This is a genomic window from Shewanella cutis (assembly GCF_022410515.1).
Lineage (GTDB): Bacteria > Pseudomonadota > Gammaproteobacteria > Enterobacterales > Shewanellaceae > Shewanella > Shewanella cutis.
Genome location: NZ_JACSDI010000004.1, coordinates 181,558 through 196,225 on the forward strand (window position 1 = coordinate 181,558; position 14,668 = coordinate 196,225).

A 14,668-nucleotide genomic window follows, 5' to 3' on the forward strand; every position below is an offset into this window, starting at 1 on the left:
AGAATCTATAAGGGCGCAGCCCGTTCTGCTTTTTCTAGCAGCTGCGCTTTTTGCAGCGCTCTAGAACCTAGCTGCTAGCACCTGCTCTTGTTGTGGTTTAATGGTCTGACCCCTTGATGAGTTTTTTAGGCTATGCTCTCTCATCGTGAGCGGTTTTGAGTAGGATCACCTTTTAAGGTTGATTTTCAATCTGGACATCAAAAGTGTGATTTGATAAAGTGCGCTCACTCATAAAAATTGGTAAGACCAATTTACAACGGAGCTGAGCGCCAAATGGCCTATAGCAAAATAAATCAGCCAAAAATTTCTGATGTGATCATGGCGCAACTCGAGCAAATGATCCTCGAAGGCAGTTTACAGCCCGGCCAGAAATTACCGCCGGAGCGTGAACTGGCTATCCAGTTTGAAGTGTCTCGCCCCTCATTGCGTGAAGCCATTCAAAAGCTTGAGGCGAAAGGGTTATTAATGCGCCGTCAAGGCGGTGGCACCTATGTTAAAGAACAACTCTGGCAGAGTCTTGCCGATCCAATCGTTGAATTAATGACTGCCGATCCAGAAAGTCAGTACGATTTGCTGGAGTTCCGTCATGCAACTGAAGGCATGATGGCCTATTTTGCCGCGTTGCGTGGCACCGACGCCGATATGCAGAATATCAAGCGTATGATCCTTGAGGTGGAAGCCGCCACCAATATCGAACAACAAGCCGCCGCGATTGTGCGTTTCTACCGTGCCGTCGCTGAAGCGTCACACAATGTGGCTATGTTGCATCTCGTACTCAGTTTAACCCCTGTGCTGCATAAGAATGTGGCGCAAAACTTGGAGCTTTTAAGCCGCCGCGAAGAAGCTTCCACTATGGCTAACGATCACAGACGAGCGCTGCTCGCTGCAATCGTTCGTCGTGATCCTGAAGCCGCCAGAGAAGCCTCGAATGAACACTTAAGTTACATCGAAGAGGTGATGTTATCTGTGCGGGAAGAAGATAGCCGGTTGCAGCGAAGTTTGCGCCGTTTAAAGAGTGGCGCTTAAGTTCACGCATTTAGCAGTAGCTAAAGCGGAATATGCCGCAAACACCATTCATTATCATGTATATAGAGAAGGACAGTGTCATGTCTGAAGATATGCTACAAGACGTAGATCCGTTAGAGACTCAGGAATGGGTTGATGCCCTGCAAGCTGTATTAGAACAGGAAGGCCCTGAACGCGCCCATTTCTTATTAGAGAAGCTGATCGATAAAGCCCGTCGCAATGGCACACACTTGCCTTACACTGCGACCACGGCTTATTTGAATACGATTCCAGCGGGTCTTGAGCCGCACATGCCGGGTAACCAAGAGATGGAACGTCGCATTCGTGCCATCATCCGTTGGAACGCTCTGGCAATGGTTCTGCGTGGTTCTAAAAAAGATTTAGAATTAGGCGGCCATATTTCGAGTTTCGCTTCCAGTGCGACCATCTATGATGTGTGTTTCAACCACTTCTTCCGCGGACCAAATGAAAAAGACGGCGGCGACTTAGTGTATTTCCAGGGCCATATCGCTCCAGGTATTTATGCGCGTTCATTCTTAGAAGGTCGTTTAAGCGAAGATCAATTAGCTAACTTCCGTCAAGAAGTGGATGGCAAAGGTTTATCTTCTTATCCGCATCCTAAGTTGATGCCAGATTACTGGCAATTCCCAACAGTTTCTATGGGCTTAGGTCCAATCCAAGCGATTTACCAAGCGCGTTTCTTAAAATACCTAACTGACCGTGGTCTGAAGGATTGTTCAGCACAAACCGTTTACTGCTTCTTAGGTGACGGTGAGTGTGATGAGCCAGAAGCCTTAGGTGCGATTGGTTTAGCGGCGCGTGAAGAGTTAGATAACTTAGTCTTTATCATCAACTGTAACTTGCAACGTCTGGACGGCCCAGTTCGCGGTAACGGTAAGATCATTCAAGAGCTGGAAGGTGAATTCCGCGGCGCAGGCTGGGAAGTGGTTAAAGTCATTTGGGGTCGTTATTGGGACCCATTATTGGCCCGTGATACCAGCGGTAAACTGCTGCAGTTAATGGAAGAAACCGTTGACGGTGAATACCAAAACTGTAAAGCCAAAGGTGGCGCTTATACCCGCGAACACTTCTTCGGCAAATACCCTGAAACCGCCGAAATGGTGGCGAATATGTCAGACGATGACATTTGGCGCTTAAACCGTGGCGGTCATGACCCAGTTAAAGTGTACGCGGCATTAGATCACGCCCAAAAAACCAAAGGTCGCCCAACGGTGATCCTGGCGAAAACCGTTAAGGGTTATGGCTTAGGTGATGCTGGTGAAGGTAAAAACATCGCCCACAACGTGAAGAAAATGGGTATCGAGTCTATCCGTTATTTCCGCGATCGTTTCAATATCCCGATTCCAGACGATCAATTAGAAGATCTGCCGTTCTACCACCCAGGTCCAGATTCGGAAGAAGTGAAGTACATGATGAGCCGTCGTGCCGCACTACATGGTAGCGTGCCACAACGTCGTGAGAAGTTCAGCGAAGAGCTGGAAGTGCCATCACTGAAGATTTTCGATTCGATTTTACAGGGCTCAAACGGCCGTGAAATTTCATCGACCATGGCGTTTGTTCGCGTACTGACTGCACTGTTAAAAGACAAGAAAATTGGCAAAAACATTGTGCCAATTATCCCTGACGAAGCGCGTACTTTCGGTATGGAAGGTCTGTTCCGCCAAGTGGGTATTTATGCCCACGAAGGCCAAAAATACGTACCGCAAGACTCTGACCAAGTGGCTTACTATCGTGAAGATAAAACCGGTCAAGTATTGCAAGAAGGGATTAACGAACTGGGTGCAATGTCATCTTGGGTAGCGGCTGCAACCAGCTACTCAGTTAACGATACACCGATGATTCCATTCTACATCTACTACTCAATGTTCGGTTTCCAACGTATTGGTGACATGGCTTGGGCAGCGGGTGATATGCGTGCACGCGGCTTCTTAGTCGGTGGTACGTCTGGCCGTACAACCCTGAACGGTGAAGGGCTACAGCATCAGGATGGTCACAGCCACGTACTGGCTAACACTATTCCTAACTGTATTACCTACGATCCAACTTACGGTTATGAAATTGCCGTTATCGTTCAAGATGGTATCCGTCGTATGTACGGCGAAAAACAAGAAGATATCTTCTACTACCTGACCACGATGAACGAAAACTATATTCAGCCTGAAATGCCAGAGGGTGCCGAGGAAGGTATCGTTAAAGGTATCTACAAGCTGGAAACGGTTAGCGGTTCGGGTAAAGGCAAAGTGCAGTTACTGAGCTGTGGCACTATTCTTGAGCAAACTCGTAAAGCGGCGCAGGCGCTGGCGAAAGACTTTGGTATCACTGCCGACGTATTTAGCGTGACCAGCTTCAACGAACTGACTCGCGATGGTCAAGCGGCAGAACGTTGGAACATGCTGCACCCAACGCAAACGCCAAAACAAGCGTATATCAGCCAAGTGATCTCAAGTGATGCGCCTGCAATTGCGGCGACTGACTATATGAAGATCTACGGCGAGCAGTTACGTGCATTTATGCCAACCGATTACAAAGTGCTAGGTACTGACGGTTTCGGTCGCTCAGACAGCCGTGACAATCTGCGTCACCACTTCGAAGTGGACGCTAAGTTCATCGTCATCGCGGCACTGAAATCTCTGGTTGATCGTAAAGAGCTGCCTGTTGATGTGTTAGCGAATGCCATCAAGGAATACGGCATCGACGCAGACAAGATCAATCCACAGTACGCGTAAGAGGCAATAAAAATGGCTGAATTAAAAGAAGTTTTTGTTCCTGATATCGGCGGCGATGAAGTACAGGTTATCGAAATCTGTGCAGCTGTGGGCGATACCTTAGCAGCGGAAGAGTCGATTCTGACCGTTGAAAGCGACAAGGCGACCATGGATATTCCTGCGCCTTTCGCAGGTGTGTTAGCCGAATTGAAAGTGGCTGTTGGTGACAAAGTCAGCGAAGGCACCTTAATTGCATTGATACAAGCAGCGGGTGCATCTGCTCAAGCTGCTGCGCCAGTTGCTCAAGCTGCCGCTCCTGCGCCAGCCCCAGTACAAGCGGCTCCTGCCCCTGTGGCTGCCGCGCCTGCGACGGGCGCATCCAAACTGGTTGAAACTAAGGTTGTCGAAATCAGTGTGCCTGATATCGGTGGCGACACCGATGTATCGGTTATCGAAGTCTTAGTTGCCGCTGGCGATAAGATTGAGGTTGACGCTGGCCTTATCACGCTAGAAACCGACAAAGCGACCATGGACGTACCATCGCCATTCGCGGGGGTGGTAAAAGAAGTGAAAGTGGCTGTGGGTGACAAGGTTTCCCAAGGCTCATTAGTGATCATGCTCGAAGTGGGTGGCGCGGCTCCTGCTGCAGCTCAACAAGCGAGCGCGCCAGCAGCGTCAACTCCTGTAGCTCAAGCGGCATCTTCCGTCACACAAGCAGCAGCGCCTGTTGCTCCAGTAGCTGCTGTGCCAGTGGTTGCGGTTAAAGAAATCCAAGTGCCTGATATTGGCGATGCCAGCAATGTTGATGTGATCGAAGTGCTAGTGTCTGTGGGTGATATGATCAGTGCTGACCAAGGTTTGATCACACTCGAAACCGATAAAGCGACCATGGAAGTGCCTGCACCATTCGCCGGCAAACTGCTGTCGTTAACCGTTAAAGTCGGTGACAAGGTTTCTCAAGGTAGCGTGATTGCGACGATTGAAACTACTTCCGTTGCAACAGCAAGTGCTGGCATTGCGCCAGCGCCAGTAGCTCAAGCCGCAGCTCCTGCTCCTGTTGCCCAAGAAGCGGCACCAGCCCCTGTTGCTGCGGCGCCGAGCCGTCCGCCCGTTCCACATCACCCAAGTGCGGGTGCGCCAGTGTCTACGGGGGCGGTGCATGCGTCTCCAGCGGTTCGCCGTTTGGCCCGTGAATTTGGTGTGGATCTCACTCAAGTGACGGGTTCTGGCCGTAAAGGTCGCATCATGAAGGAAGACGTACAGGCGTATGTGAAGTACGAACTGTCGCGTCCTAAGGCGACAGCGGCAACCTCAGTTGCAGCGGGTAACGGTGGTGGTCTGCAAGTGATTGCTGCGCCTAAAGTGGATTTCAGCAAGTTTGGTGAAGTGGAAGAAATTCCATTAAGCCGTATTCAGAAGATCTCTGGTCCAAACCTGCACCGCAACTGGGTAACGATTCCCCACGTGACTCAGTTCGATGAAGCTGATATCACCGAAATGGAAGAGTTCCGTAAGCAGCAGAACGACGCGGCGGCGAAGAAAAAAGCCGATTATAAGATCACTCCGCTGGTCTTTATGATGAAAGCCGTGGCGAAAACGTTGCAACAGTTCCCAGTGTTCAACTCAAGCCTAAGCAGTGACGGCGAATCACTGATCCAGAAGAAGTACTACCATATCGGTGTGGCGGTGGATACGCCAAACGGTCTCGTTGTGCCAGTGGTACGTAATGTGGATAAGAAAGGCATCATCGAGTTATCTCGTGAGCTGGCCGATATTTCTATCCGCGCTCGCGATGGTAAGCTCAAATCTGCCGATATGCAGGGCAGCTGCTTCACGATTTCAAGTTTAGGTGGCATTGGTGGTACAGCGTTTACCCCAATCGTTAACTACCCAGACGTGGCGATTTTAGGTGTGTCTAAATCTGAAATTAAGCCTAAGTGGAATGGTAAAGAGTTCGAGCCTAAATTGATGTTGCCACTGTCGCTATCCTACGATCACCGCGTGATCGATGGTGCAATGGCGGCACGCTTTAGCGTGACCCTGTCAGGAATTCTGTCCGATATTCGTACTTTGATTCTGTAAACAAATAAGGCTGCTCATCTAGAGTGGCCTTTTGTTTATTGTGATCAGTATCAAACACAGGTTAAAATGCGCCCACCTTACGCGCTGGCGCATTTTCGGTTGGCAGGATTACTCCCCTCCAACGGATTGAATGAGAATTAGAGGAAAACATGAGTAACGAAATCAAAACTCAGGTAGTGGTATTAGGTGCGGGTCCTGCGGGATATTCTGCGGCCTTCCGTGCGGCGGATTTAGGTCTGGAAACCGTTATTGTTGAACGTTTTAGCACTTTAGGTGGTGTGTGCCTTAACGTGGGTTGTATCCCATCTAAAGCCCTGTTACACGTTGCTAAAGTCATCGAAGAAGCCAAAGCTGTTGCGGCGCACGGTGTGGTGTTCGGCGAGCCAACCATCGATTTAGACAAGTTACGCAGCTTCAAGCAAAAAGTGATCAGCCAGTTGACTGGCGGCTTAGGCGGCATGTCTAAAATGCGTAAAGTTAACGTTGTTAATGGCTTCGGTAAATTCTCTGGCCCTAACAGCCTAGAAGTGACTGCTGAAGACGGTACTGTGACTGTCGTTAAGTTTGACCAAGCGATCATCGCTGCGGGTTCTCGTCCAATCAAACTGCCATTTATTCCCCATGAAGATCCACGTATTTGGGATTCGACCGACGCATTAGAACTGAAAGAAGTCCCTGGCAAATTGTTGGTAATGGGCGGCGGTATTATCGGTTTAGAAATGGGTACGGTTTACTCTTCTCTGGGCAGTGAAATCGACGTGGTTGAAATGTTCGACCAAGTGATCCCTGCGGCTGACAAAGACGTTGTTCGCGTATTCACTAAGCAAATCAAGAAGAAATTCAACCTAATCCTTGAAACTAAAGTCACCGCGGTTGAAGCCCGTGAAGATGGTATTTACGTTTCTATGGAAGGTAAGAGCGCACCAGCTGAGCCTGTACGTTACGATGCAGTGTTAGTTGCAATCGGTCGTACGCCAAATGGCAAGCTGATCGACGCTGAAAAAGCGGGCGTTAAGATTGATGAGCGTGGTTTCATCAACGTAGACAAGCAATTACGTACTAACGTACCGCACATCTACGCTATCGGTGACATCGTTGGTCAACCAATGTTGGCTCACAAAGGCGTGCACGAAGGCCACGTAGCGGCTGAAGTTATCGCGGGCATGAAGCACTACTTCGATCCAAAAGTGATCCCATCAATCGCTTACACAGACCCTGAAGTGGCCTGGGTTGGTCTGACTGAGAAAGAAGCGAAAGAGCAAGGAATTGCTTACGAAACCGCGACTTTCCCATGGGCTGCCAGCGGTCGTGCGATTGCGTCAGATTGCAGCGAAGGTATGACTAAGCTGATTTTCGATAAAGACACTCACCGCGTAATCGGTGGTGCAATTGTCGGTGTGAACGGTGGCGAGCTGTTAGGCGAAATCGGTCTAGCGATTGAAATGGGCTGTGATGCTGAAGATTTAGCATTAACGATTCATGCTCACCCAACGCTGCATGAGTCTGTTGGTTTAGCGGCTGAAATCTACGAAGGTTCTATTACTGACTTGCCAAACCCAAAGGCAAAGAAAAAGTAATCTAGGCTTATTTTACAAAAGCGCCTTTTAGGCGCTTTTTTATTGCCTAAGTAAAGATGTGACGTTAATGTGAATGTGTGAGTGTATTCAGGCTGTTGAACTGTTACTGTACAACTATGGTGTGAAGTAAGTCGTCAGATGAAAAAAATAATAATTCACTTCCTTTTGGCATCTATGTTGGTTTTTTGCTCTGGTCTGTATCCGGCTTGGGCAGGCAGTTTTGTGCAACGGGTTTTTACCGACAGGGATGGACTTGAAGCAACCAGTATTCGCGCGCTCACACTCGATGACCATGGCTTTATATGGGTGGCAACGGAGCAAGGTTTATATCGAGTTAGTAATTCTAAAGTGAGGCGGATTGATAAAACAGGTTCAGAATTACGCCTTGCCGATGAGTTTATAACGACCGTCGTCAATATTGATCGAGATTTATTGTTGCTGAGCACCAATGCGGCAACCTATCTGTATAACATCGCCAAAAATCAGTTTATTCAAATGGGTTCGCCCAATTTATTCCCACATTTTTCAGGTGGCGTGCTAATTTCTGCTGTTCGTAAAAATGCCCAAGAATGGCGCTTGTTGATTGATAACGGCCAGATTTACGACTTATCCCCCTCAACCTTGGCCTTAACTTTAGTGAGTCAGTTACCCGTTAATCGCGATCTACCCTGGCGCAAGTTATTGAGCATGCCTGATGGTCAGTTTCTTGTTGCGGGTCAATTTCAATTGTTACTCCTCAACAGTGCAGGGGAAAAAGTCGTTGATTACCAATGGACTGAACCTATGGGCAGTATTCTGGATATACTTGAGGATTCAAAACAGCGTATTTGGATTGCGACCAGTCGAGGCGTTTATCGATTTGAACCTCAGACCTTACAGATTTCGCCTGTGCCTGAATTACCGGATTGGAGTACGGCCATGGTTGAAGGCCGTCATGGTGAGATTTGGTTTTCAAGCCGCGCGGGGTTACTCAAGTGGTCACCAGATACTCGTCAGCTTGAAAATTATCAACAAGAGCTTAAGGCTCAAGCCAATATGGAAACATTAAAGGCAATCTTGTTTGATAAATCAGGTTTGATGTGGGTCGGTGGTTCTGGAGATGGTTTAGCTTTACTGGCGTCACAGCCTGATTTCATTCTCGACACTTTCACCAGTGAACCGCCCCATGAATTATCGGATGCTATGGTATGGTCGGTATTTGCAAGTGATGAAGGGGTATGGGTTGGCGCTTCACAGCTCAGCTTTATCGCTCGAAATAGCCAAAAAGCCATGACCATAGACATTGATGGATTAAAGCCCCATGAGAGTATCTATGGGATCAGTGATTTTATTGATCACCACTTATTAGTTTCTACCACCAGTGGTTTGTTTGTTGTGGATAAGCGGACCTTAAAAGGAAGCAGTTTTGCCCAGTGGGCGCATGGGAGTGAAGCATTTAAAAATAAACTCATTTATAGCACCTATGCAGATCCCAAGCTAAAAGGAAGATTTTGGGTTGCCTCGGCTACGGGACTGTATTTTTGGGAGCAGGGGCTATTTGAGCCGCAGCCTTTTAACATCGATGGGCCAACGGGGGATGATTCGCCTGAGCCCAAGCGGCCAACGATTCGTAGTTTGTATCGCACTTCCGATGGTAAGTTATGGATAAGCGGTCGAAAAGTCTTTGGTTATATTGACGAGCAAAATCTTTTCCATGATCAAAGGCAATTGTTTAGTGGCTTAAATTCTGAGCCCACCATTGGCCATATTGAAGAAATTTCACCCGGAGTGATGTGGTTTGGCTCCTATGAGAGGGGCTTATTCGAGTACCACCTCCAAGATGGCAAACTGGTTTCACTCACTTCACAGTGGCAAGTTAACTGTAGTTCAGTGTTTTTCATACAAAAGACCACTAATGCCAACATAGTGGCCTGCGCTGATTCGCTTATTCGCCAAGATAGGGCGTCTGGGCAAATCGCGATGTTTACTCAGCTTGATGGCCTGATTTCTAACGAGATGAATGAAGGCGCCTATTTTTACTCTCCAGGAGCTGGATTATATATTGGTACGCCAGAAGGGGTGATGCATCTTGATGCCGATAAGCTGACGAACCGCATTGCTGATGATCATGTGATGTTAGAGTCGGTATCGGTTTATTACGACAATAACACCCAAGTCTCACTATTGCCTCAGCCCATGATGGTGATTAAACCTGGCGCCAATATGGTGAGTCTGCAAATTACCAATTTGGATTACCTTGATGATTCCCCTATTCAATTTAAATATCGGCTTAGATACCAAGGTGACGAAGATAACTATGTACTACTTCAGGGGGAATCGCAGATTAACCTTGCAGGTTTAGCTGCTGGGGAATATGTACTTGAGGTCTTAAGCCAAGTTAACGGTATTTGGTCGGATAAGCCCTTTACCTTTCCTTTCTATGTTGAGCAGCATTGGTGGCTCTCTCAAGGATTTAAAGGCATCTTATTGTTAGTCTTTTCGATTATCGCACTGAGTTTAGCTGGGTACCGCCAGCGTCAGGTTCGCACCTTTATGGCCATGAACCAAGCGTTAACCGAAAGTGATGATCGCCTCAGACAATCGTTACGGGGCAGTGACTCGGATTTGTGGGAATGGCACAGGGATACCCAGTGTTTTTACCTCGATAACCGCGGTTATGTATTGGGAAACCATGCAAACGAAATTGTGCTTACCCTTGAAACACTTCCCGTTCATCCTTTGGATCGAGAAAACGTGCTTGTGCAGTGGAATAGTATGCTATCAGGTGACATCGATCGGTTTGAAGCCGAATATCGATATCATCGCAGAGATGGCAATTGGGGGTGGTTGAGGGTACGTGGGCGTCCTGTCGCTCGCAATAAACAGACTCAGGAAATTGAGCGGGTAGCGGGGATTTATAGTGATATTACCTTACGGCGTCAGCTTGAAGATGAGGTGAGCCTCTTAGCCCAAGCATTTGAAAATACATCTGAAGGTGTGTTGATTTTAGATGTGGATGAAAATATTCGAGTGACCAACCATGCCGCACAGCACATTATTGGCTCTGAACAAAAGAGTCTTGTCGGCTTATCATTTTCGCAGTTTGTACAAATGAAGGATGGATTGTCTACTGAGGTGGCCCAGTTGCTTGGTCAGGAAACCTCATGGACGGGTGAGCGTGAGTTGGTGGGGCAAAATGGCTTGGTATGTCCCGTGTGGCTTAACGTGTCAGTGATGCAGTCGGTGAATCAAAATGCCATTCATTATGTAGTTGTATTTTCTGATATTACCGAACGTAAGCGTACCGAGGCGGATCTTAGACGTCTGGCTAATTACGATGTATTAACAGGGCTACCTAACCGCTCTTTATTCTCGAATCGGTTGATGCAATCGATACAAGCAGCGGAGCAAAACGGTGAAAAATTAGCGTTACTGTTCCTTGACCTCGATAGATTTAAGCATGTGAATGACTCCTATGGCCACAGTATGGGGGATGCACTCTTAGTTGAGGCGTCAAATCGGCTACAGTCTTGTATTGGGAGTGAGCATTTACTCTGTCGTTTTGGCGGTGATGAGTTTGTTATTTTATTAAAAAATGTCAAAGAGTTAACCGATATCAACCATTTGGCTGAGCAGCTACTCGCACAAATCGTCGCGCCATTTAGGTTGTTTGGCCGCGAGTTTTACATTTCAACCAGTATTGGGATCAGTATTTGGCCCGATGATGCAATGCAGCCAGAAGCCTTCATAAAAAATGCGGATCTGGCCATGTACCACGCCAAGGAGGAGGGGCGCGGTAACTTCAAATATTATTCATCAGAGCGTAATGCCCAAGCCTTATACCATTTACGGCTAGAGGCCGATTTACGTAAAGCGATAGAGCGGCAAGAATTTGAACTGTATTACCAACCACAAATTGATATTTTGCGGGGGGATAAATTTATTGGGATGGAAGCGCTCATTCGCTGGCACCATCCCGTCGATGGCTTTGTTCGCCCAGATATTTTTATTAAAGTTGCCGAAGCTTGTGGTTTAGTCGTTGATATTGATCGCTGGGTCTTGCGCTGTGCGTGTTTGGATGGGGCAAGATGGGTTAAGCAAACGACAGAGCCATTTAAAATGTCGGTTAACATTTCAGCCGTGCATTTCCGTCAACCCGATTTTATTGACGGTGTAAAGAAAATACTCGCTGCCACCGGGATGCCTGCTTCGTCTTTATGTTTAGAAATTACCGAAGGGGTATTAATGAAAGAGTTGCAAGTGGCCAAGACCCATTTAAAACAACTTGATGACCTAGGAATTGAAGTTGCGATTGACGACTTTGGTACAGGTTATTCCTCTTTAGCTTATTTACGTAATTTTGAAGTGGATACGCTTAAAATTGACCGTTCATTTTTGATCGATATCGCCTCAAACGCTGCAGATCAGGCTATTGTGAGCAGTATTATTGAACTGGCGCGTAATTTAAAGTTAACCGTTGTAGCTGAGGGCGTTGAGACCATAGAACAGTTAGAGCAGCTTTTTAGCCGTGGCTGTTATATTGTTCAGGGGTATTATTTTGCTAAGCCTATGTCTGTCAGTGATTTTGACAAATACCTACAGTCGCAGTATCCGCTTGATTTATTGCAATCTTAATCTGCAATTTTAGCTGGATTAATTGCACTTCACCTATCTAGGTTAATACTCAAGGATGAAACTTTTCAGTCATCCGATTGAGGCTCGGTGTTTTTAAGCGGAAATGAAAGGATATAGCCATTGATTGAGAATATTTTCACTCATCTAGTCAGATAAAATATGACTGACGGTTAACTTGATAAATTTGTTAATATTAACTCGAATTTTTACCCTATAAAAAGTACTTATTATGATGCGCCGAATAGTAGCTTCTCTCTTTTTATGTGTGTTACTCGCTCCTTTATATGCGGCTGAACGGCCAAAAATAGGAGTGGTGTTAAGCGGTGGTGGTGCTAAAGGTGCTGCCCATGTCGGCGTGCTTAAAGTCTTAGAAGAACATCATATTCCTGTGGACTATATAGCTGGCACGAGTATCGGTGCTTATGTCGCAGGTATGTACGCCTTGGGATACAGTGCCAGTGAAGTTGAAGCCATTATGATGGGTATTGATTGGGGGAGTGGTTATTCGGATACCATCCCGCGTAATGTATTGAGTTACAGAGATAAGCAGTTACGAGATCGCTACAACATTCCGCTCAATATCGGTTACACCGAAGGTGAAGTGAAAGCGCCAAGCGGGGTGTTGCGTGGGCAAACCATGTCGCAGCTGTTACGTCAGTCTACGGATTTGATACAGCAGTTTGGTGATTTTAACGCATTAGCCATCCCCTATCGTGCCGTAGCGACTGATCTAGAAACCAGCCTACCTGTGGTGATTAACCATGGCAGTATTGTCAAAGCTATGCAGGCTTCTGCAACAGTGCCAGGCGCGTTACAGCCTACGCAAATCGATGGTAAGTTACTGGTAGACGGCGGTATTGCCAACAACATGCCTGTGGATGTCGTGAAAGCCATGGGCGCCGATATTATTATTGCGGTGGATATCGGTTCGCCGCTGGTAAAAAAGGATAAGCTCGATAGCACAATTGCGGTATTAGATCAGTTATCCAATTTCTTGACTAACGCCAGCACTGAAAAACAAAAACAACTACTGACTGAAAAAGACGTGCTAATTCGCCCTGCGATCGGAGCGCTAAGCACCACCGATTTCACCATCATGCCCTTGGCGTTAACTCTTGGAAAGGAAGCGGCTACCAATCAGTTAGTTAAGCTGCAAAAGCTGAGTGTTAGTGAAGAGCAATACCTTGCCTATGTTGAGCATAAAAGGGTGGCGAGTAAGCAGCTTAAGGCGGAGGTCGCCCATCCTATCAAGGACATCGTCTTTGATAATCAATCTAAAGTCAGTCTCAACTTATTGAAAGAAACCCTAGAGCTTCAACCTGGCCAAAACATTACTAAAGATGAATTAAATGAGGCGATAAAACGCATCTATGCCTTAAACAAGTTCGAGCGAGTTGATGCTGAATTTGTAGAAGGTGAAGAAGGGCGAGTGCTTACCGTGACCACGCGCGCTAAATCCTGGGGGCCCAATTATTTCCAACTCGGCTTTAACTGGGAAGATGATTTTAGTTCTGACTCGGCCATGAGCTTTGATATGGCTTACACCATGACAGACTTAACCTTGAATGGCGGGGAGTGGCGAAACGAAGTAAAACTTGGATTCGAGAAGCTATTTGCAACTGAGTTTTACCAACCCTTGAATCGAGACCAAGAGTTTTATAGCCGGGCTCGTTATCAATATGATATCCAAACTTGGGACCTATATGATAACAATAACCGTGCCTTTGTCTTCGATAGAAAAACTCATACAATTGAGTTGGGTATTGGTTATAACTATGTATTACAGGGTGTTATTGAATTAGGCTTGCTTGCTGAAAAAGGTGCTTTAGTTAATGATGCTTGGCTATTTGAGGATTTTGATTTTAACTCCTATGGTGCTTACTTAAGAGTGGGTTATGACAGCTTAGACAGTATTAGTTTTCCAACTGCGGGGAATCGTATTAGCCTAAACGTTTACCTGCGTAAGGAGGGATTTGATGATTCTATCGAGCCTAGGCAAACCGACTTCAGTGTTCAGGTTGAAGCAGATTGGAAGGGCGCGCTGAGTGTTGGTAACCATGCTTTTGTGGGTAAAGCTTCGATTGCAACCAATTTTGATGCGCTAAATACCCTACATTTGTCAGATCTTGGGGGGTTCTTAAATCTTTCGGGATACCATAAAAATTCGCTCATTGGTGCCCATAAACTTTTTGGAGCCTTTATTTATCAGTATGACTTAGGTCGAGATGCCTTAGGCATGAAAGATTATCCACTTTATTTAGGCCTAAGTTTAGAGGCGGGTAATGTGTGGTTTGAACGTTCTGAGGTATCACTCTCTGACCTTATTTATGCATCGAGCCTGTATATTGGTACGGATACCACAATGGGACCTGCGGCACTGGGGTTTGGTATTACCGATATGGGTGATAAGTCAGTTTATTTATTCATCGGTAAAGCATTCTAACGGTTAGGGCATAACTGGAGTTATGCCCTTGTTTTTATCACGAGTAGAGTAGCCGTCTTCACTAAACACCTTGTGCTTAGGTTTATAGGATGCCCTATTGATAAGTCCTATTGGTAAGTGTCATAACCTTTTACAAAATCTTACTACAGTGAAACTTGGCAAAATGCTAAGGTTTTGCGAGAAAAATAACCACACTCTCA

The 14,668-nt window shown here is 46.6% G+C and carries 6 protein-coding genes; all 6 read left to right on the plus strand.

Annotated elements, in window-relative coordinates; genetic code table 11:
* The first annotated feature begins 273 nt into the window (after window positions 1-273).
* The 6 genes from pdhR to H9J30_RS09510 all read left to right on the plus strand — a co-directional run bounded on the left by pdhR (window position 274) and on the right by H9J30_RS09510 (window position 14,468).
* Window positions 274-1,026, plus strand: coding sequence for a pyruvate dehydrogenase complex transcriptional repressor PdhR (gene pdhR, locus H9J30_RS09485; protein ID WP_011070781.1), 753 nt, complete (start codon window positions 274-276; stop codon window positions 1,024-1,026).
* A gap of 80 nt (window positions 1,027-1,106) precedes the next feature.
* Entirely contained in the window at window positions 1,107-3,773 is a 2,667-nt protein-coding gene (gene aceE / locus H9J30_RS09490; RefSeq protein WP_240130804.1) for a pyruvate dehydrogenase (acetyl-transferring), homodimeric type, read from the plus strand.
* Between the two features lie 12 nt (window positions 3,774-3,785).
* Window positions 3,786-5,834 carry a dihydrolipoyllysine-residue acetyltransferase gene (gene aceF, locus H9J30_RS09495; protein WP_240130805.1) on the plus strand — a complete coding sequence of 683 codons (2,049 nt, stop codon included), beginning with the start codon at window positions 3,786-3,788 and terminating at the stop codon, window positions 5,832-5,834.
* 149 nt (window positions 5,835-5,983) lie between these two features.
* Entirely contained in the window at window positions 5,984-7,411 is a 1,428-nt protein-coding gene (gene lpdA / locus H9J30_RS09500; protein ID WP_011070784.1) for a dihydrolipoyl dehydrogenase, read from the plus strand.
* Window positions 7,412-7,549: 138 nt separating this feature from the next.
* Complete coding sequence (locus H9J30_RS09505; RefSeq protein WP_240130806.1) at window positions 7,550-12,025, plus strand: EAL domain-containing protein; 4,476 nt, start codon at window positions 7,550-7,552, stop codon at window positions 12,023-12,025.
* Between the two features lie 229 nt (window positions 12,026-12,254).
* Entirely contained in the window at window positions 12,255-14,468 is a 2,214-nt protein-coding gene (locus tag H9J30_RS09510; protein ID WP_240130807.1) for a patatin-like phospholipase family protein, read from the plus strand.
* The last annotated feature ends 200 nt before the right edge of the window (window positions 14,469-14,668 follow it).

What these genes read in the sequence shown, in the direction of transcription:
- pdhR (WP_011070781.1), top strand. Translation starts at nt 274, where the DNA reads ATGGCCTATAGCAAAATAAATCAGCCAAAAATTTCTGATGTGATCATG.
- aceE (WP_240130804.1), top strand. Translation starts at nt 1,107, where the DNA reads ATGTCTGAAGATATGCTACAAGACGTAGATCCGTTAGAGACTCAGGAA.
- aceF (WP_240130805.1), top strand. Translation starts at nt 3,786, where the DNA reads ATGGCTGAATTAAAAGAAGTTTTTGTTCCTGATATCGGCGGCGATGAA.
- lpdA (WP_011070784.1), top strand. Translation starts at nt 5,984, where the DNA reads ATGAGTAACGAAATCAAAACTCAGGTAGTGGTATTAGGTGCGGGTCCT.
- H9J30_RS09505 (WP_240130806.1), top strand. Translation starts at nt 7,550, where the DNA reads ATGAAAAAAATAATAATTCACTTCCTTTTGGCATCTATGTTGGTTTTT.
- H9J30_RS09510 (WP_240130807.1), top strand. Translation starts at nt 12,255, where the DNA reads ATGATGCGCCGAATAGTAGCTTCTCTCTTTTTATGTGTGTTACTCGCT.